The organism is Streptomyces sp. NPDC056479, assembly GCF_042795335.1.
Taxonomy (GTDB): domain Bacteria; phylum Actinomycetota; class Actinomycetes; order Streptomycetales; family Streptomycetaceae; genus Streptomyces.
The window spans coordinates 74,742-93,281 of sequence record NZ_JBHTRZ010000015.1 but is presented as its reverse complement, the minus strand read 5'-3'; the positions used below and the strand labels follow the sequence as shown (position 1 = coordinate 93,281).

General features: G+C 68.5%; 18 protein-coding genes. 7 read left to right on the top strand and 11 right to left on the bottom strand.

The window, feature by feature from the left end; genetic code table 11:
• Positions 1-564 precede the first annotated feature (564 nt).
• The 4 genes from ACFQ6S_RS41995 to ACFQ6S_RS41980 form a co-directional block, all read right to left on the bottom strand.
• Positions 565-846, bottom strand: a complete 282-nt coding sequence (locus ACFQ6S_RS41995; protein WP_383421353.1) for a hypothetical protein — start codon at positions 844-846, stop codon at positions 565-567.
• Entirely contained in the window at positions 840-1,556 is a 717-nt protein-coding gene (locus tag ACFQ6S_RS41990) for an HD domain-containing protein (protein ID WP_383421350.1), read from the bottom strand. Before ACFQ6S_RS41990 ends, ACFQ6S_RS41995 begins: the two co-directional genes overlap by 7 nt.
• A 119-nt stretch (positions 1,557-1,675) precedes the next feature.
• Positions 1,676-2,005, bottom strand: coding sequence for a PadR family transcriptional regulator (locus tag ACFQ6S_RS41985; protein WP_383421347.1), 330 nt, complete (start codon positions 2,003-2,005; stop codon positions 1,676-1,678).
• Positions 2,006-2,332: 327 nt separating this feature from the next.
• Positions 2,333-2,839, bottom strand: coding sequence for a hypothetical protein (locus ACFQ6S_RS41980; protein ID WP_383421344.1), 507 nt, complete (start codon positions 2,837-2,839; stop codon positions 2,333-2,335).
• A 1,346-nt stretch (positions 2,840-4,185) separates the two neighbouring features.
• Between ACFQ6S_RS41980 and ACFQ6S_RS41975 the strand changes: the two genes are divergently transcribed.
• From ACFQ6S_RS41975 to ACFQ6S_RS41960, 4 genes are all read left to right on the top strand, one after another.
• Positions 4,186-5,298: a hypothetical protein gene (locus tag ACFQ6S_RS41975; RefSeq protein WP_383421341.1), complete on the top strand. Its 1,113-nt coding sequence runs from the start codon at positions 4,186-4,188 to the stop codon at positions 5,296-5,298.
• 479 nt (positions 5,299-5,777) lie between these two features.
• Positions 5,778-6,251 carry a hypothetical protein gene (locus tag ACFQ6S_RS41970; protein WP_383421338.1) on the top strand — a complete coding sequence of 158 codons (474 nt, stop codon included), beginning with the start codon at positions 5,778-5,780 and terminating at the stop codon, positions 6,249-6,251.
• Positions 6,252-6,607: 356 nt separating this feature from the next.
• A complete protein-coding gene (fxsT, locus tag ACFQ6S_RS41965) occupies positions 6,608-9,046 on the top strand; it encodes an FxSxx-COOH system tetratricopeptide repeat protein (protein WP_383421335.1) in 2,439 nt (812 codons plus the stop codon).
• A 449-nt stretch (positions 9,047-9,495) separates the two neighbouring features.
• Complete coding sequence (locus tag ACFQ6S_RS41960; protein ID WP_383421332.1) at positions 9,496-9,726, top strand: hypothetical protein; 231 nt, start codon at positions 9,496-9,498, stop codon at positions 9,724-9,726.
• 421 nt (positions 9,727-10,147) lie between these two features.
• Here ACFQ6S_RS41960 and ACFQ6S_RS41955 read toward each other — a convergent pair whose 3' ends face one another.
• The 4 genes from ACFQ6S_RS41955 to ACFQ6S_RS41940 form a co-directional block, all read right to left on the bottom strand.
• Positions 10,148-11,155, bottom strand: a complete 1,008-nt coding sequence (locus tag ACFQ6S_RS41955; protein ID WP_383421329.1) for an ABC transporter — start codon at positions 11,153-11,155, stop codon at positions 10,148-10,150.
• The gene (locus ACFQ6S_RS41950; protein WP_383421326.1) at positions 11,152-12,087 is read right to left on the bottom strand and encodes an ABC transporter ATP-binding protein; all 936 of its coding nucleotides are present in this window, start codon (positions 12,085-12,087) and stop codon (positions 11,152-11,154) included. Before ACFQ6S_RS41950 ends, ACFQ6S_RS41955 begins: the two co-directional genes overlap by 4 nt.
• A complete protein-coding gene (locus ACFQ6S_RS41945; protein WP_383421471.1) occupies positions 12,080-12,505 on the bottom strand; it encodes a GntR family transcriptional regulator in 426 nt (141 codons plus the stop codon). The genes ACFQ6S_RS41950 and ACFQ6S_RS41945 overlap by 8 nt, the downstream gene beginning before the upstream one ends.
• 979 nt (positions 12,506-13,484) lie before the next feature.
• On the bottom strand, positions 13,485-14,612 hold the full coding sequence (locus ACFQ6S_RS41940) for an FAD-dependent oxidoreductase (protein ID WP_383421323.1): 1,128 nt from the start codon (positions 14,610-14,612) through the stop codon (positions 13,485-13,487).
• A gap of 112 nt (positions 14,613-14,724) precedes the next feature.
• Here ACFQ6S_RS41940 and ACFQ6S_RS41935 point away from each other — a divergent pair, with 112 nt between their 5' ends.
• The 3 genes from ACFQ6S_RS41935 to ACFQ6S_RS41925 all read left to right on the top strand — a co-directional run bounded on the left by ACFQ6S_RS41935 (position 14,725) and on the right by ACFQ6S_RS41925 (position 16,146).
• Entirely contained in the window at positions 14,725-15,465 is a 741-nt protein-coding gene (locus ACFQ6S_RS41935) for a type 1 glutamine amidotransferase domain-containing protein (protein ID WP_383421320.1), read from the top strand.
• Positions 15,466-15,613: 148 nt separating this feature from the next.
• Complete coding sequence (locus tag ACFQ6S_RS41930) at positions 15,614-15,874, top strand: hypothetical protein (RefSeq protein ID WP_383421317.1); 261 nt, start codon at positions 15,614-15,616, stop codon at positions 15,872-15,874.
• Positions 15,871-16,146 (top strand): hypothetical protein, encoded by a 276-nt coding sequence (locus ACFQ6S_RS41925; protein ID WP_383421315.1) that lies wholly within the window; start codon positions 15,871-15,873, stop codon positions 16,144-16,146. Before ACFQ6S_RS41930 ends, ACFQ6S_RS41925 begins: the two co-directional genes overlap by 4 nt.
• 313 nt (positions 16,147-16,459) lie before the next feature.
• Here ACFQ6S_RS41925 and ACFQ6S_RS41920 read toward each other — a convergent pair whose 3' ends face one another.
• The 3 genes from ACFQ6S_RS41920 to ACFQ6S_RS41910 form a co-directional block, all read right to left on the bottom strand.
• Positions 16,460-16,834 carry a resolvase gene (locus ACFQ6S_RS41920; protein ID WP_383421313.1) on the bottom strand — a complete coding sequence of 125 codons (375 nt, stop codon included), beginning with the start codon at positions 16,832-16,834 and terminating at the stop codon, positions 16,460-16,462.
• Between the two features lie 253 nt (positions 16,835-17,087).
• The gene (locus tag ACFQ6S_RS41915; protein ID WP_383421310.1) at positions 17,088-17,762 is read right to left on the bottom strand and encodes a TetR/AcrR family transcriptional regulator; all 675 of its coding nucleotides are present in this window, start codon (positions 17,760-17,762) and stop codon (positions 17,088-17,090) included.
• Between the two features lie 46 nt (positions 17,763-17,808).
• Positions 17,809-18,213: a PaaI family thioesterase gene (locus tag ACFQ6S_RS41910; RefSeq protein ID WP_383421307.1), complete on the bottom strand. Its 405-nt coding sequence runs from the start codon at positions 18,211-18,213 to the stop codon at positions 17,809-17,811.
• Positions 18,214-18,540: the final 327 nt, after the last annotated feature.

Here is an 18,540-nt window from a genome sequence, read left to right as displayed (position 1 = left end):
CAACGCCAGACTCCGGCCGCAGAGAGTCCTGACCAAGACGCAGACGAAAGCCTACTTAGCAGGCTGCTCGGCTGAGCGAATGGCGCGGAGCTCCGACCTGCGCCCGGCACACCCTTGATGTTTGTGGAGCGCCGACAGGGCCCGCGACGATGCATCGTCAGATGCCAACCACGGCCAAGCGACCGACCGCGCGCTGGGGGCGCGGTTCTTGGCGGCGTAGTAGGTGCTTGGCGCGATCCCTTCGGGAGCCGCCTGCCGGGCGCCGCCGCGAGGCGGGAGTCGTCAGACCGCGCCCGCCCCCGTACGCAGTCCGTGAAGGAACAGGTCGAGGTTCCGGTCACGGACGCATCACCACGCCGGTGGTGAACATGCTCGACTGGCTCATCCGGCACCCCCGTACCGCCCACCACCTCATCGGCGAGATCATCGGCGACGCCGAACACCGCCTGGACATCCCCCGCGACGTCAGCGCCGACTCCATCCGCACCGCCTGGGACTGGACAGCAAGCTGCCCCGCCAGGCAATGCTCGACTTCCTCGAGCCGTGGCGGCAGCCGGGCGGCTGTCATCTGCTGTCCGAGTCGGGCGCGGGTGGGGGCTGCGCAGGCAGCAAAACCGGCTCGGACCGCGTGGGTGTTCCGCCCGGCAGGCGCCATGCCTGGATCAGATTGCCCAGGCGGCGGGCCGGTGTCTCGCTGGGGATGAACAGGACGACTGCAAGCAGGGCAAGGGCGCAGGCCGTGAGTGCTCCTGTCGTCCAGGCGGACAGGCCTCCGCGTGCCATCGCGATGACGAATGCGGCTGCCGCGCCCAGCAGGCCGCCGATGCGGGCCATCGCGTTCACCATCGTCGTTCCCGCCAGAGCGGGCGACGCAGCGTCAGGGACAGCCCGGGTGTGCCGAGCAGGACTCGGAGGGTGAAACGGATACGGGTACGGCGGGTGGGAAGGGTGGCCAGTTCAGCGTGCCATTCCTCCTGCCACCGTGCTCGGTGCGGGGCGGGAAGCAGCAAGGTGAGCAGGGTCAGCAGGCGTGGGTTGACGCCGGAAGCGGAGGTCGTGGGCCGCAGGACGGCGGCGGAAAGATCGTGCAGTTCACGGCTTACCTCTGTCAGGCCTGCGGCTCGGGCCAGGGGCGCCAGTACGTCGATGGTTTCGCGTGCCTTGCGGTACTGCTTGGCCGGGGCCACGAATGCGATGGTGCGCATGTTGTGCAGCCGATCGGCGAGCCGGATCGCCAGCACGGCTTCCTCACGTGTCGGCCGGGCAAAGGGCCGCGCGTGGTCAAAGGTGAGGCTTTCCAGCGGGATGGCGCTGAGTTCGGCAGTGCGGACGGCGCGGATCAGGTCGGCTACCTCCGGTCCGAAGTATTCGCTCACGCGGCCGGGCGGGCAGTGGGTGTCGACGATGTCGTGCAGCAAGGCAGCACAGATCACGGACGGCGGCATGCCGACATCGGCCACGATGGCGGCGACGGCCAGGCAGTGGGTGAGCAACGGGTCTCCGCTGCGGCGGGTCTGGCCCGTATGCCAGAGAGCGGCCTCGTCGTGGGCGTGCACGATAGGCGCGGTGTCGGCGTCGGGGTGGTGCGTACGCGCAAGGGCCAAGAGTCTACCCAGGGACGGGGCGGCGGGACGGCGCCTGTTCGGTCGAATCGTTAACCAGCGCCGCGCGGCAGTCATGACACTCCCCCGTCGCCGGCCGGGCGGGCAGCCCACCCCGGCAAGGGCTGCTTGCGGGAGCGGTAGGCGCGCGCGAGGGCGTCGCGGGCCTGCTCGGCACCGTCCTTGGTGATCTGGTAGAAGCGGCGGCGCGGCCGTCCGGCTTTCTCGTGTACGGCGGGGTCTTCCCAGGTGCTGTCCACCCAGCCGACTTGTTCCAGGCGGGCGAGGATCGGATAGATCGTGCCCGACGGCAGTCCCGCCAGCTCGCACAGCTCAAGGCCGTAGCGCTCCTTGGCGGGGTCCTCCAGCAAGGCCCGCAGCACCAGTTGAGTCTGCAGGGTCATTCGCGGACTACCCATACTCGTACTCTACATAGCCTATATACAGGCTGTCCAGAGTAAGTAACGGACCGCGAGCCGCTCCCGCGGCTTCCGCGCCTGCCTGCGCCAACGAGGTATCGCGCACACCATTGCGGAGAAGGCCGGCCAGCCACGGCACCGGCACAACCGCGGTCACCGCGGCGGCCAGCCCCTGGGACGAGGACTGCTTCAAACCGACTCAAGGTGCTTCTGCGGCATCGCCACCAGAGACGAGAAGACCGCCACCTCATACGAGGCAGCGGTCACACTCGCGTCATGTCTGCTCTGGGCAAGATCCGTTTGAAGACGGACCTAGTACCAGGCGGTCTCGGCCAGACGCTGATTGTCGCAGAAGAGCACCGCCTTGCTCAGCCGGCCGTCGAGGTTGTTGATCACCTTGGTGTAGGCGTAGTCGATCCCCGGGTCGACTGTCTCGAGCACCCACACGGTGCTGGTGTCCGTGAGGCGGTTGCTGTGTGCGGCGCAGCCCTGAGGCGCGTTCTCGATGCGGGCGAACGAACCGCACCCGGGGCTGTAGAAGTACTTCAGAGTGATGGTGCGCCCGGCGTAGACAGCCGTCTTCGTCGCCCCGCCCGGCACATTGGGCTGGTAGTAGCTTCCCGAGCAAGAAGTCTGCTCGGGGTAGAGCCCCTCGTTGGAGAGGGTGCCGTAGTTGGCGCTCTCCATGGGGGCCGCCTGCGCCTGCAACGGCGTGAGCGCCGCCAGCCCAAACGCGAAGCCGACGCCGAGCAACGCACGCCAACCCCGACCGCCACTCCGGCCGGCCTCCCTCTCCCGCTTCGAGACCACGTCCCTCATCCTCCTCAGGTTGAAACCCCGCGATACGTCGCTGGACCGTTCACCAGGAGCAAGACTAGAAACCCGCTGACAGGAAAGGACCCTGACAAATGTCAGGGTCCCCCACACCACACCACACCACACCCAACACCCCACAGACCGAACACTGAAGGCCTCGCCCGACCCCCGCTGCTCTCGGGGGAGGCGTCTCGCTGAGGCACGAGGTTGGGCTGGGCAGTGCGGAGGCGAGGTCCTGGGCAGAAAGCCACGAAGTAACTTGGCTGGGGCTGTGTGGGTTTGGTGAGTGACGAACGGAATCGGAAATCCCGGACCGGGCCTTGCTGTGAAATCGCCCTTCTGGCCCACGGTGGGCTCTAGGCTCATGCAGTGTCCGGACGCATGAACACAGGCGTCCGCTCTACCGGGGGAAGCCGTGGACGTCTCGACGTTAGTTCTGCTGGGGGCAGCAGGGGGCCTTCTGCGTGGGCTGATGGATGTCTACACCAAGTTCGCGGACTGGCAGTCGGCCCGCCGCATTCACCGGCAGCTGCCTGCTGAACAGGGGGAAGAAGCACCCCCGTTCCGGAAGTTCTGTGACCCCGTCACAGACCCCATCGCTGCCGTCTTGCACAGTATGATGGGCGCTGGGGCTGCTGTGCTCCTCGGTACCACGGGACAGATCAGTGGCGCGTACGCAGCCATTGTTGTCGGCATGTCAGCGCCGATGCTCCTCACCCAACTCGGTCGCATCCAGTCGGTGAGTGACGCAGTCCTTGGCGGTGGCCAGGCCGCGGACGCTACGCAGACCGACCCGCAGTCGCTGCCGCTTGCTCAGCAACCCGCCCTGTCACCCCTCGCGGGACAGGCCCCTTCACAGAGCGCGGACGGCTCGCCGATGGCGTCGGGATCAGCCGGCCGCTCCTCGAGAATCGGCTGGACCGACCTTCGCTTACCGGATTCCGACAACCCCAGCCCGAGTGCTGCCAGACTGGGCTTCCCCCGTCCCGGCTTTCCTGGCCCCGACTTCGGGGCGGTGGAACACCAGCGGGAAGCCGGTGCCGGGGAGTCAGCTTCGGGCGGCGCACCCCGGGGTCCGGCAGGCGGACCCGGCCTTGGAAGCCCGGGCCACGGTGCACCGCGGCTGTCGGAAGGGCCAGACTTTAGTGAGGAGGGGACCGCGTGACCACGCGCCTCTCCAAAACGCACCCACACTCGCCGGGGCCCAGCAGGTGTCCGCGCCAACCCCCGCAGGGCATAACTGTGTTGGGACCAGCACTGGACGCCGGGCGAAAGCACCACATGCCGGCACGCCCGATCGGGCCAACGACCGCTAATTTCAAGGCAGTTGGCAGCAGGGGGGTGTCTGCATGAACAGCGTTCCGCAGCACCTGCACAGCGAGGACCGCCAGGAATACGAACGGATCCTCGATGAGGCGCTGCGCTCCGCACCACACCGCCCGGAACTGGCCGCCGTCGGACAGCGGCTCAACCCTGAGCAGCTGCGCACCATGGCGCTCAACGCCTCCGCACTCATCACCGCGGCGGCAGCCACCGAGTACCAGCACTACGTGAAGGTCCGCGAGGAACTGCGCCACCCGGCGCCGCTCACTGCGCCGCCCGTCCGTGAACCCGGCTCCACGAAGCCGATTCCGGCCAAGGTGGGGCTGAGCCGACGTCTCGGGGCGTCTGTCCTGGGAGTCGAACACCGCAGGGCCCAGGTCGCGGACCGGGCCCGCCAGCGACAGCGCCAGGTGCCTTTCGGCCGGCGCCTGCTGGCATCCTTCCTCGGAGTGCGCACACGTCCGGCCACTGCGCAGGTACCCGGATCGGGTATGACCCGGCAGCAGGAGGCCAAGAGACCAGCCGGCCCTTCAGCATCTGCCAGCAGAGCCACGATGAACGAAACTCACGGCACGAACACGGTGGGGCTCGCCGCCCCCATGGGCGAGGTCGCCGAGACCGGCGGCGCGGGCTGCCTCGCCGTCACCGCTGTCCTGGCCCCCATCCTCACCGGTGCCGCCGCGGCGATCTTCCTGCTCGTGGGCTACATCCTGAAGATGATCGACCCTGCACCGGTGTTCGCCCAGACCATGCTGACCACCGGGTGGATCCTCTGCGCGGTCATGGCAACCACCGTGCTGGTCGGGGCTGTAGGGCTGCTGATCACCGCCCTGCGCAACAGGCCCTCGCTCGATACGGAGCCTCACGGCGAGCTGAGCGGGGAGGTAGCCAGGGCCAGGGAAGCCTGGCGCGAGGCCCTCCTGGAGCGTGGAATCCTGCCGTTCCTGCGGGACGCCTTGGCCGACCCCGGCGCGGCAACACTGCATCGTACGGCTCCGCCAGCACCGACCGGCCGCATGCCGCACCTCGGCTACAACCGCCCGGGCTTCAAAAGCTCCGACGGCAGCCCGAGACCGAGCTACACCAGTCCGGACTACACCAGCCCGGACTTCGGAGGCCCGGAGCATCAGCCCGAGTGACTGCCTAGCTGACGATCCGTTTCCGTGCCCCACGGGCACCGTATCCGGCACCCGTTGCCGGCGGCCGGGCGCCCCGGCGAGCGCCGGGCGAAGGCACTCAGAGCCTGCTTCTGCACCCCCGCCTGCGCTGCGACGCCGCACACCGAGAGCACACGCCGAACGCGGGTTGCGCCCGCGCTCCGCGCGGACGACGGCGGTTCAGAAACAGGCTCTCAACTTGTTCTTTAACGTCTGGCCTCGAACGATCCTCTGAGGATGGCTGTAGAAGGTGCGCCCCGCAGCAGACGCTCAGACAGGATGGACGGGTGATCGGCTACGACGACGAGGCCCGGAACTACGACGCGTCCCGAGGCGGTGAACCGTGAGCCCTGGCCGCGGCAGATGCGGTGGAATGCTGACCCGCTGATCTGCGAATATGTATGATCAAGGCCATTCGCCGGAGCCACTGGAGGCGGTCGGCATGTCATTGGGGGTACGGCATGCGCCGTTGGCTCAAGGCCGCAACGGTCGCGGCAAGTCTGGTCCTGTTCGGGGCTCAGTCGGCCGTGGCCAGTGACACAGTGGGCTGGAAGACCGTCAGTACGAACTCCAACTGGTACTGCGGAGACTATGTCCTGCACCCAGAGACCTGGGAGCCCGGGATGTTCGGCCTTAATTTCAAGGCGTGCACGATTGTGAACTCCAGTGGCGGCGCGCAGGCCGTTCTGGTCGCGCAGAACGCGAACGAGCTCCATCTCTGGTACATGCAGAAGGGCCGTGTGGTGTTCGAGTCGCAGCTGGGGGGCGACGTCTGGTGCGCCGCATCCAACCTGGGGCAGGGCCTCACCCGCGGTTGCTACGCGCCAACGGTTCCGGTTGGTAAGTGCCAGCGTGTGGACGCTCCTTACGTCGAGATGACGATCAGCGGGGTCACGAAACGAGCGTACGGAAGGGCCGCCTACACGCCGTGCTGAGGCACCCCTTCGGGCCTACGAGTTAGTTCCGTGGCGAAGAACGCGCGAGGGCCAGCCGCCCGTCAGGGCGGCTGGCCCTCGCAGTAGACGTCGGCCAGCCTTGGCGGCCCCTCACTAGGCAGGCTGCTCCCTGCCCTGAGACTGATGGGGCCGTATGGGGCCGGTCTTCGGCGCGGTTAGAGCCTGCCAGCCGGCTTCCCGTCGTGACCACCCGCAACCTTCCATGGACGTGATCCAGGCGGGAGCATCCTGGTGACGGTGGACGGGGGTGGCAGACCGTGGGGCGTAGACGGGGTGCGTGGGCCGGGTCGGCGGTAGCGGGAGGGGCGGCGTTGGTGGCGGCTGTGCTGGGGCCGGTGACCAACTACGCCAGTGCCGCGGTGCCTGGCTGGGCGGCGCAGGCGTGGGTCATCTGGCCGGTGTTCGCCGTGCTGGTGGTGGTCAGCATCGGGCTGTTGCTGTGGGGCCGGCATCTGGATGCCGCAGCAAGGCCCCCGGCGCGGCTGGCACCGATGAGCCGACTGGCCCGAGGCCAGCAGGCTTCGTTACGCCCCCCGCATGTTCAGCGCGTGCGGGGGCGTGAGGGACAACTCGCCGTGCTGGCAGGCATGCTTCGGCGGCCACAAGGCCGGTTCGCGGTGCTGTGCGCGGTCGGCGGGATGGGCAAGACAACGGTGGCCGCGCAACTGGCCACCCAGGCCGAGGCTGCGGGCTGGCGAGTGTTTTGGGTGCGCTGGCGCGACGGTGCCGAGCTGGCGCAGCAGATGGTGCAGGCGGCGCTGGCCTGCGGCCTGCCAGAGGCAGAGTTGGAGGCCGCGCGAGCGGGGCAGGCGAGCCTGCCTGATGTGGTCTGGCGACAGTTGGGCCGGGTGCGGCGGTGGCTGCTGGTGGTGGACAACGCCGACGAGCCGCACGAGATCGGCCCGGCAGGGGAGCCGGTGGCCGACTATCGCGGCTGGATCCGTCCTCACGGCCGGGGCCTGCTGGTGGTGACCAGCCGGGATGGCAGCGAGCAGACCTGGGGTCCGTGCGCACAGCTGCTGCCACTGGAGCCGCTGCCGGTGCGACCTGCGGGGCAGGTCCTGCTGGACGCTGCTCCTGTGGCCGGCACCGCCGAGCAGGCCCGGGAACTGGCGGCGCGACTGGGCGGGCTGCCACTGGCGTTGCACGCGGCCGGCACCTATCTGGCCGGACCCACCAGCCGCTACCGCACCTTTGCCGCCTACCGCCAGGCCCTGGAACAGGAACTGCAGTTCTTGTTGGGAGCGGCGCACCCGAATGCCTCCCATCCGCGGGTCGCCCGCGCCGTGGTGCGGCACACCTGGGAGGTGTCCTTGGACCAGCTCGCCGGGGAGGGCAACGCTTTGGCCCGCCCCTTGTTGCGACTGCTGGCCCTGCTGGCTCAAGCCCCCGTCCCACTGTCCCTGATCACCCCGGACCTGCTATCCGCCGTCACCGGACACGACGTCACCGCGGTGGCCCTGGAGGCCGCGTTCGCCGGCCTGCACCGCTACGGTCTCCTCGGCCTGCCCCACTCTCCCGGCAGCACCGGCCCGGCGTCGGGCAGCAGTGAGGGGGCTCAAGTGGTGCTGCATCCCCTGATCCGAGAGATCAACGCTGTCGCCCTCACGGCCGAGACCTCCGATCTCGCCGCGTGGCACCGGGCCCTTGCCGAGCGGCTGACCACGGCCGTGCACGAGGCCAACCAGCGCGAGCGCGCTGGTTGGCCTGCAGCCGTGCTCCTCGCCCCCCACCTGCCGCTGCTGCTCGACTACGCGGACCTACGCACCGCCACACACCACCGCACCACTCTCAACGCCCTGGCCCAGGTGCTGCAGAAGGCTGGCGCTTTCGGTGCGGCGCGCCTGCTGCATGAACGGGTCCTCGACGTCGAGACCCGCATGCTGGGCCCCGAGCACCCCGATACCTTGACCAGCCGCAATGACCTGGGCAATGCCTTGTTCGGAATGGGAGAGCCGGCCGAGGCCATACGCCTGCTCCGGCAGACCCTGGAGGACCGCGCCCGCATCCTGGGCCCAGTGCACCCCGATACCTTGACCAGCCGCAATGACCTCGCATGCGCTTTGGACGGGACGGGTGAGCATGCCGAGGCGGTGGGTCTGCTGCGGCAGACCCTCAACGACCGCACCCGTGTCCTGGGCCCCGAGCATCCGCACACCCTGGCCAGCCGGGACAGCCTCGGTCTCGCGCTGGATGGGATGGGCGAGCACGCACAAGCAGTGCGCATGCACCGGAGCACCCTTGACGACCGCATCCGTGTCCTGGGCCCCGAGCACCACCTCACCCTGCTCAGCCGCCACAACCTCGCCAGCGCCCTGACCAGGGCGGGTGAGCAGACGGAAGCGATACAGCTGCTGCGGCAGGCGCTCAACGACCACGCCCGCATTCTGGGCGACGAGCATCCGCACACGCTGGCCAGCCGGGACAGCCTCGGTCTCGCGCTGGATGGGATCGGCGAGCACACACAAGCAGTGCGCATGCATCGGCAGACCCTGGAGGACCGCACCCGCATCCTGAGCCCCGAGCACCCGGATACCCTTGGCAGTCGCCACAACCTCGCTCTCGCTTTGACCAGCGCAGGTGAGCAGGCCGAGGCGATAGACCTACTGCGCCGAACCCTCAATGACCGCGTCCGCATCCTCGGCGACGAACACACGCATACCTTGAGCACCCGCAATGCGCTGGAGACAGCGCTAGCCATGTCCACCCAACGGCCACAGAACCGGTGGTGGCACTGGCTGCGGCGCAGGAACGTCGCAGCCAGTGGCGGTTGAGGAGGCCCTGTATCTCCGGGCAGGCCCTCCGGGACCTCGGCCACACGGCCGCGCCCACCAGCACATCACCGAAGGAGGCCGCCTTCACCGCCGTAGCCCCTGGCACCACCGTCTCCACGTCGACGAGCCCGTGACCGCCGCCACACCGACGCGCCGCCTTCGTACGGTGCTGAACCGCACTCGCGCGAGACTCCGCCGCTCGCCACCCGCGCCCGAGCCCAGGCCCACACCGGCGCCACCCGACCCGCCGCCCGCTCCCCCACCGGCCCCGTCACCGCCGCCCGAACCCCGGGCCTGGCTGGAACTCGTCGGCCCCATCGGCTCGTTCCTCTCACTTCACCGCCGTCCTCTTCTACTTCGGCTGGGCGAGCACCGACGCCGAAACGCAGGCACTCGGGCTGCGGGACACGCTCTTCCGGTTCTCCACGACCGACTATCTGCTGCGCAGCGTGGACGCGCTCTACCTCCCCGTCCTCGTGGCGGCCGCCGTCTCGATGGCAGGGACGGCGTTGCATCAACGGGTGCGGAGCGTGCCGCACGCGTGCTGCGAGGCCAACCACGAGCGCCTCAGCGAGCTGTGGCAAGCCGCCGACCCCGACCTTCTGCTGGTCAACGCACATGACCCGCTGCTGCTCTCCCTGGCCCAGCACCGGCAGACGCGTCGCGCACCGGAGACATGACTCTCGTCTCAAACGGCACCCTCTCCCGGGACCGCCGGAGGAGGTGCCCGCTCAGGTGCCAGGCGCCTGCACCACAGCCCCAGGCGCATGGCACCCGCGCGGGTCATCGAGGTCTGCGTCAGGGTGCCGGGGCCTCTGTCCGGCAGTCGGGGCACAGGCTCGGCTCGTCAGCCTGGAATTTCGCCCTCGATGATGGCCGTGATCTTGTCACTGAAGAGCGCCGCACTTGAGGTCACGAAACTCCAGGCACCTGACAGGGCATCAGCCGAGTGCGCCTCAGGGCAGGCCTCTGCCCAGCGGCGACAGTGAACTGCGGCTGGACTGGTAAGCCGCGGGCAGTGCGCCGTCGTCCCGGTCTGCCCCGTTTCGTGTCCGGCAGTGAGGTGCGACAAGGACAAGCCTGACCTGACCTGGTCGGCCGTCACACGAGGCGCTTGCGTCCCCAGGCGAACAGGAACACCGTCACGGCGGCCGTCAAGGCCAGCAGGATCGACGCACCCAGCCACTGCATGCCGGTCATCTGGGAGATCGGGAGATAGTCCACCGACCAGCCGACGACGTCGGCCTGCTTCAGGCAGAGCTCCTGCGCCTGCTCGGTGCTCTCCGAACGGCAGGTGCTCCAGCCGAGGAGGTCGCCGCTGCCAGTGATGTAGGAGCTGTCGATCTGGTAGGCGGCGTCGGGCAGTTGGGGGAACGAGTTCTCCGCGACGACACCCTTGTCGGTGGTGACGGTGACCACGTCGCCGAGGCTCAGCCGGAAGTAGCCCCAGACGAGCTGGACGAGGACGGCGAATCCGAAGGTGACCACCATGGCCGCGAGGGTGCGGCGGAGCACGAGGCCGATCGCCACGCCACCGACCACGGTGAAGAGGCTGAGCGCGGCAGTTACGGGGCCCGTGTTGTCGAAGGCGCCGCCCTCGGCCCAGAAGGCGACCGTGTTCTGGGCCTTCACCGGGTTCCACCACCGGCTGAAGGTGATGGACAGCGCCGCCGTGGTCACCACGACGACCAGCGCGGTCACACCGAGCTTGGTGGCCAGCCAGCGGGAGCGGCCTCCGGACTGGGTGGCGACGAGCTTGGCGGTCCCGTGTTCCAGGTCGCCCGCCAGTAGCGGGGCTCCAACGAAGACACCGAACACGACGGGGATCATGCCCAGGACGTAGGAGACCCGCTGGAACGCCTGGGCGTACGGATCGAACTTCGGGCCAATGCTGTTGATGTCCTTGCCGGGCCAGCCGTTGGCGTGCAGGAAGTCCATCATCTGTGTGTGCTGGTACGTGATCCACGCCGCCAGGAGTATCGCGGCGCCCAGCAGGATCCAGTAGGTGGCGCGGTGCTGGCGCCAGACAAGCCAGGTCATGCCGCTCAGCCGGGGGCGCCGGGTTCGGTCGGCCGTCGTGGTGGTCGGGGTGCCGGTGAGGGTGCTCATGCTGCCACCGCCCGCGTGCCGGTCCGGACCTCGGCGGTGGGAGTGATCAAGGGCGGCGCCCCGGATGAGCGCAGATACGCAAGCAAGAGTTCTTCCATGTTCGGGCTGTCGGTGTCCCAGGGCCCGACGACCGGTCCGTCGGGACGTATGAGCGCGACGAACTGCCGCCCGCTGGTGCGGAATTCGATGACGGTGTGGCTCTCGAGACCCACGGGCAGGCCCTCGCCGTCGCGGGCGCCGGTGACCCGGGTGTGGGCGTACAGCAGTTCGTCCACGTCACCGGCGAGACACAAACCGCCCTCCGTGACCGCGACGAGGTAGTCGCATACGTTCTCCAGTTCGGCCAGTGCATGCGTGGACATCAGCACGGTGGTGCCGCGCTCGGCGGCCTCGGCCATGAGCGTGCCCATGAGTTCGTGGCGTACGACCGGGTCGAGGTCGGACATCGGCTCGTCGAGCAGCAGCAGGTCGGGGCGCTTACCGAAGGCGAGGGCGAAGGCGACGCGGGTGCGCTGGCCGCCGGAGAGGGTGCCGACCTTGGCGTCCAGGGGGACGTTGCCCGCGCGGACAATGGCCTCGGCGGCGCCCTGGTCCCAGCCCGCGTTCAACTCCCGTCCCAGGCGCAGGTTTTCCGCGACCGTGAAGCGCCGGAACAGGGGCTTCTCCTGGGCGAGAAATGCGGTGCGCAGGCCGGCTTCAGCCGACCCCGGGGCCGCGCCGAACACGCTCAGCGTGCCCTCCGTCGGCTCCAGCACGTTCGTGGCGATCCCCAACAGGGTGGTCTTGCCAGCCCCGTTGGGCCCGACCAGCCCGCAGATCCGCCCGGCCGGCAGCCGGAACGAGCAGTCCCGCAGGGCCCAACCCCGCCGGTACCGCTTGCCCAGTGCGACCGCCTCCAGCGCCGGCGGATCGGCGTACGTACCGTTACTCATTTACGCTCCTTGCCTCAGTCATCATTCCGTCGTACTGCTGCTGCGTGGCCGACGTGACCAGTGCGGCCACGTCCTCCCGTTCCAGGCCCGCCTCGCGCGCCCGCGCCATCCACGCCAGCAGCTCGTCGTACAGCGGGGAATCCATGCCTGCCTGGGGGCGGGCCAGCGTGCGGGTGACGAAGGTGCCGAGGCCCGGCCGTGGTTCGACCAGGCCCTCGCGTTCCAGCTCCCGGTATGCCTTGAGCGTGGTGTTCGGGTTGACCGCGCATGTCTCGGAGACTTCCTTGGCAGTCGGCAGACGGTCTCCCGGCACCAGGATGTTCAGCCGAAGGGCCTGTTTGGTCTGCTGGACGATCTGCTGGAAGGCGGGGACCCCGCTGCGCCTGTCGATACGGAACTCCAAGATCATCACCACCATTCCACTAATCGAGTAGTGGAATGGTGGTGGAGGGATGCGATGTTTGTCAACGCCAGCTCGGACCGCCCCGATGTGGTCGATCAGCCAGCCCTGGACCGAAGCGGGCAGGACGCCGCATCCGTCGGCCACGCTTCGCACGGCCTCGGCGATGCTGGCGAAACCGGCATCCTGTGGCCAGATCACGCTGCGCAGGCCGAACTGCACGGCTCTCACCACCTGGCATTCGGCGATGCTTCCGGTGACCAGCACAATTCCCCTACCCGGTTTGACCGAGCGCGCGGCGACCGCCTCCATCAGGAGCAGCGTCTCCTCGGCGACGTCCATCGTCAGCATCAGAACCACGTCCGCCCGCTCGTGCTCCTTCTGAGGCAGCAGCGTCATTCCTCGCTGTCTCTGCAGGCAGGAGGCGGCTCCCTCCCCAGTGACCGGGTCACTGGCGAGAATGGCGATCGAGATCATCCTCGGGCGTCCTTCCTGGGACGCATCACCCTGGAGGCCACGGCCGCGAACCGCGGCGTACGTCTCCTGATGGCCGAAGAGGTTCCCGCTTCCTCTGAGAGCGGGAAGCCGCCGGACATACCGGCCGTACACACGAGCGTGTGCCCGACATCACCGACCGGAACTTCCGGCTCCGGGTCGTGGGTGTGTGGATCGTCATGGGCGGTGAAGAGCAGTCGCACGGTGAGACGCCAAGGGACGAGAGCACCTGATCAGCCAGAGGGGCGGTACCTGATCGGCCTCTCTGTCCACTACGACCCGCGGTCGCTCCGGGTTCTCCCGCCCGCTGTACCCCTGTTCCTGCCGATCGACGTGCCACCCTCGCGGCGGCCCACCACTGGCAGCGACCGCGGTGGTATTCGCGGCCCGGTAGCGTGCGTGGGCGGCGCCGACCGAGCGCAATGCCTTGGGCCGCCACTCCGTCCCCCGCCCGCCGTCTCCCGACCTGCATCAACCTGGTGTACGGGGCTGCCGGTTGCCGTCAGGGCAGGTCGCGCAGCGGGGCGTATCCGCGCTCGTACAAGGCGTTGGCGCCGTAGCGGAACGCCATGTTGCGCAAGGCGGTGGGCATGGACCTGGTCCGGTCCCGTCGGTGGGTCTGCCGCTGCACCCACCGTGTACGGGGGAGCCTGCGCTGGACGAACTGCCGGAGAAGGCCCTCGGTGTTGCCGCCCTCGGCCAGCACCTCGGCGAGAACCTGGGCGTCCTCCACCGCCATGGCGACGCCCTGGGCCATATTGGGTGAACTGGCGTGGGCCGCGTCCCCGACGAGCACGACGCGTCCTCGCGCCCACGTCTGGCAATTGACCTCCGCCACCGGTGAGACGTGCGCGTTTTGAGCGGCGGGTGTGGCCAGCAGGTCCCGTACACGCCGGTCATAGTGGGCGAAATGCGGGAAGAGGTCTTTGGAAGCCTTGGGCGGGTGCTCGGAGGCGGGCGCCGTCACGTCGGCGTAGCAGCACACCCGGCCCCCGCCAACCGGGTAGGCCAGAAAGGCCGTCCCCGGGCCCAGCCACACGGTCCACCGGTCGATGTCGGGAGCGTCGGCGAGGAAACGCCAGCAGACCTGCCCGAGGTAGCGGGTCCCGGCCGCCGGATCGACCGACTCCCGCAGGCCCGACCGTATGCCGTCCGCTCCTACGACCACGTCATACCGGCCGCTCCCCCCATCGCTGAAGTCCACGTGCACACCGTCGTCGTGCATACCGCCGTCGGAATACCTGACCGAGTCCACGGTGACCCCGTGGCGGACGGGCACCGGCACCACCTCCTGCAGGGCGGCATGGAGGTCGCCTCGGGTGATACCGACACAGCCGGCGGTTCCCCTCCACAGTTCGGCCATGTCAATATCGGCCAGCACCCTGCCCCGCCGGTCCATCAGTCGCTGGCCGGGCACGGACGCTCCCAATTCGCTGAGATGCTTGCCCACCCCCAGTGCGGTCAGCGCGCGGACGCTGTTCCCGGGCAGGAAGAGCCCGGCCCCACCGCTGCGGCTCTCGGAGGAACGCTCGATGACGTCGACGGACATGCCCTCGCGCTCCAGCGCGACGGCGGTCGCCAGGCCGGCGATGCCGGCTCCGACCACGAGGACGTCAAGGTGATTCGGCATGCAGATCTCCCGTTTGCTTTCCAGAGGTACGCACTGCACTACGACCTGCTCATCAGCTGGGTTCACGGCCATGGGCCTCGGAGATGGGCACGCGGTGTGATAAGCACCCGGCATGCGTATTCTTCTCCCGCTGCCCGACCGAGACTTCGACGTCACCGAGGTGGCGGTCCCCTGGCGGATGTTGCGTGGCGCCGGGCACGACGTGGTGTTTGCAACGGAGTACGGCGGCTCCTCGCCGCAGGCGGACCCACTGCTGCTGAGCGGTGTGGTCTTCGGGCAGCTCGGCGCGGAGCCGGAGCCGAAGGAGTTCTACCGTGAACTGACCGGCGAGGCCGGCTTCCGGGCTCCGCTCGCCTGGGACGCTGTGGAACCGGAGGAGTACGACGGCCTGCTCCTGCCCGGCGGGCACGCGCCTGGTATGCGGCAGTACCTCGGCTCCCGCGTCCTGCAGGCGAAAGTCGCCCGATTCTGGGCGACAGGCCGACCGGTCGGCGCCATCTGCCACGGCGTCCTCGTGCTCGCCCGCACCATCGACCCGGAGACCGGCCGCAGCGTCATCGCCGGCCGACGCACGACGTGTCTGCCCAAGTACATGGAGCGCAGCGCCTATTACCTCACTGCATGGCGGCGCGGACGCTACTACCGGACCTATCCGGCGTACGTCCAGGACGAGGTGGTCGCCGCGCTCGACGACCCCGATCGCTTCGAGCGCGGGCCAGTCGAGATGCGCCGACGCGGCACGGCCTCGGACGACACCCCGGCCTTCGTCGTCCAGGACGGCAACTACCTGTCCGCCCGCTGGCCCGGCGACGCCTACCTCTTCTCCCGGCGCTTCACCGCCATGCTGGCGTAGCCCGCGCGGCCGATGTGGCCATCCCAACGGCCTGCCTACACGGGCACGCCGGGCATTGCAATCCCCACCAGAGCCCCCACGAACCAATGATGCACAGGAGGGCGGAGAGCGACGCACGACCGACGAACTACGCAAGGTCGGCAACCGGTTGAAGGCGATTGCCGGCGAGGCCGAGATCGTCAAGACGCAGGGCGCCGTCGCGTTCACGTGGAAGCAGAACGGCCCGCTGTCGACGAAACGGTTCGCCGTCGCGCACCCCGAGCTCGCCGCCATCCACACGCACCGCGTCGAAGCGCTCGATACGAAGCGCCTCGCCGCCGAGCAGGAGAGCCGACGGCGTGGCCCCGACGAGTACCGGGCCCATCGTTCCCGACGCCTCGTTGTGCCCAAGGAGTCCGCCGCAGCGTGAGCACCAACCTTGCCGAGCGCGTCGCCAACAAGCGCACTGACCGTAGCACCGCCCCTGCCCACCCTCCCGCCCAGCAGCCCACCCTCGTGCAGTTCGTGCAGAAGCTGCGCCCCGAGATCGATCGCGCCCTGCCCGCCCACATCGGGGGCGCCGACCGTATCGCCCGCATCGCGCTTTCGCCTCGCCGCTGGACTGCCCCTCATCATCAACGCCGCCGGCATCCCACAGACAGCCCCTGCCGCGCTGGAGGCCGCCGAAGGCTGGGCCGCTGACGCATTGGCTCCTCGTACTCGGATGCCTCACCACACCTTGCCTCCGTCCACCAACTGGCTGTCCCTCGTCGGCCGTCAGCGGGTGGCCTGACTCCGCTACTAGCGCGGGACGGTCAGTGCCGTACGCGACACCGAGGTCGTCGAGAAGGCCACGCACGCGGCGTTCGATTTCGTCGCGGATGGGGCGGAGGTGTCGCCGAGGTGAGCCCAGAAGCCGCCAGATGTTGATCTTGAGCATGCCAGTGGTCGGGCGGCGGGGGCGTACCGTTTGTGCCCCGGTGTCCTGGCTGACACACCAGCCGCAAAGTAGCCGTCAGGGGGGCCCGAGGGCGTTGACGTGGTTTTCGTACTCGCGGCGGGCCTTGCACTGTGCCGAGATCGCCGGATCGCCCGGGGCACCGTCGGGGGGCTGGCAGCGGGCGAGGAGTTGGCCGTGGACCGAGGACGCGGCGCTCACGCGCAGTGTGTAGCCCTGGCCGCGCCGTACGGTCACGCCCTGGTCGAGCGCGGCCCGCTCGGCGGGTTTCAGCTCGGCCGCGCGAAGGAACTCGGCGACCTTGCCCGGCATGTCGAGAGTGACCGGCAGTTCCGGGGCCGGGGCGTCCTCGTGGCCGGCGGTGTGCTCGGGCATGAGGTCGGCGACGGCCGTGCGGATGGCGCCCCGGCTGACCCCCGTGTTCGCGGGCAAGGGCGGCGATAGACCGGCCCTCCGGGGGGATCGAACTGGCGCACACCTCGTCCGGGTCGAGACGGAGTGAACGGCGCACCACGGGCGTCTCCCTCACCCCACCATCGTCACCCTAAAGGGCCGAACTCAGTTTAGGCACCCGCACTGCCCGTCTCATGAAAGTCAGTCATGTCATGTTCTCCGGATCCCACCAGGGCCAGGAGCCTCCCTCACCGGCCGGTAATGCCAGCGGCGCGGCTTGGGCAGCCATCGTTCAGCCCGACTGCGTTACGCCGGCTATCGAGGGTCTGAACGCGTGGGATGCAGTGAGAAGAGCGCCTTGGACGGCTGAGGACGCCGCCCGTCTGACGTAGCGATCGCTGTCTGGAGGCCATACATCACGCTCTTGGTGGATCAGAAGAGAAACTGCCCCGTGCACGCTGGCACACAACACTCTGGCGGTTTCGGTCCTACTCGTCACAGGTACCCCGGCATCCGCACAGGCTGTGACCTTGTCCCGAAAATAGCGGAAGCACTTGTCTTCGTTCTGGCGGCTGGCTTCGGTGGCCTCACCAGCCATCACGAGTCGGTACTGGGAAGGATGACGAAGTCCAAATGCGATGTAGGCGACACAGGTTTCGTAGAGCGCCGTCACAGGATCCGGGACTTGCCGCGACACTGCTTCCAACTCGATGAACAGTGAGCTCCACACACGCAGGCACGTCGCATGGACGAGTTCCCTCTTCGAGGCGAAGTGGAGGTAGACGGCTGGCGGGCTGACTCCCGCACTTGTTGCTACTGCACGAATCGTAAGAGCGTCGGAGCCTCCGCCTTCCAGTAGCTGATCGGCGATGTCGAGAAGCTGGTTTCGGAGCAGACCACCCTGGCCCTTGGCGGCGCGAACTCGGGAACCAGTCACAGATACGAGCCTTCGTGAGAGGGCGACCATACGCAGGTGACGACACTGCGATGTTCTGACCGCGCGTGACCAGACATCAAGATGCCTTGGGTTTGATGGTGGTGACCACTTGGGTCACCCGGGCGCATAGTTCACCTTCGTCATCATGAATATCGACCTCGATGACAGAGTTGCGCCCCAGACGCAAGGGACGAGCTGTCGCAACGACGCTCGTGCGTGCGGGCCGAAGAAAATGCGTGCTCGACTCCACGGTGGCTGGTGCGGCGCCGGCTGGACCGTTGAGGGCGGCGCAAACGGCAGCACACACATCGGCGAGCCCCATCAACGCCCCTCCGTGGAGGCCGCCGCCCACCGTGGAAAGGGAGAGATCGTGCGCCAGTCTGGCTTGAACGCCGGCTTCCGCAATCTCCTTGAACTCGACTCCGAGCGTCTTGGCATACGGCGCGAGCGAGTAGACGTCTTCGGCTTCAAGTGTGACCACGGGACACTCCCATCCTGGTTAGTGGCGATAACTTATCGTCGTTAACTCAGGTCGTCAATCTTGGTGATCGAGGTCACCCGCGTCCTGTCGGACGCGAACGGGCTGTCCCTCCTCGTCGGTGTCTCGGCCAGCAGCGCCCAGGACAGCGAACGCTTGACGAATGGGCGGGCTCGGTCAGGTGAGTTCGGCGGAGGCGTTGCCGTCCCAGCCGTCCTCGCGCTGCCCGTAGCCGAGCATCGAGCGGGAGTGGCGGCCCAGCCGCCCTGGTCGGCGATGGCGATGGCGTCCTTGCAGCGCCCGCTGACCAGAGGCTTTCGGCTACAGCCG

Coding starts and splice junctions, on each gene's coding strand:
- ACFQ6S_RS41995 (WP_383421353.1), bottom strand. CDS start 846: ATGGTGAACGCGATGGCCCGCATCGGCGGCCTGCTGGGCGCGGCAGCC.
- ACFQ6S_RS41985 (WP_383421347.1), bottom strand. CDS start 2,005: ATGACCCTGCAGACTCAACTGGTGCTGCGGGCCTTGCTGGAGGACCCC.
- ACFQ6S_RS41980 (WP_383421344.1), bottom strand. CDS start 2,839: ATGAGGGACGTGGTCTCGAAGCGGGAGAGGGAGGCCGGCCGGAGTGGC.
- ACFQ6S_RS41975 (WP_383421341.1), top strand. CDS start 4,186: ATGAACAGCGTTCCGCAGCACCTGCACAGCGAGGACCGCCAGGAATAC.
- ACFQ6S_RS41970 (WP_383421338.1), top strand. CDS start 5,778: ATGCGCCGTTGGCTCAAGGCCGCAACGGTCGCGGCAAGTCTGGTCCTG.
- ACFQ6S_RS41955 (WP_383421329.1), bottom strand. CDS start 11,155: ATGAGCACCCTCACCGGCACCCCGACCACCACGACGGCCGACCGAACC.
- ACFQ6S_RS41950 (WP_383421326.1), bottom strand. CDS start 12,087: ATGAGTAACGGTACGTACGCCGATCCGCCGGCGCTGGAGGCGGTCGCA.
- ACFQ6S_RS41945 (WP_383421471.1), bottom strand. CDS start 12,505: ATGGTGGTGATGATCTTGGAGTTCCGTATCGACAGGCGCAGCGGGGTC.
- ACFQ6S_RS41940 (WP_383421323.1), bottom strand. CDS start 14,612: ATGCCGAATCACCTTGACGTCCTCGTGGTCGGAGCCGGCATCGCCGGC.
- ACFQ6S_RS41935 (WP_383421320.1), top strand. CDS start 14,725: ATGCGTATTCTTCTCCCGCTGCCCGACCGAGACTTCGACGTCACCGAG.
- ACFQ6S_RS41915 (WP_383421310.1), bottom strand. CDS start 17,762: ATGGTCGCCCTCTCACGAAGGCTCGTATCTGTGACTGGTTCCCGAGTT.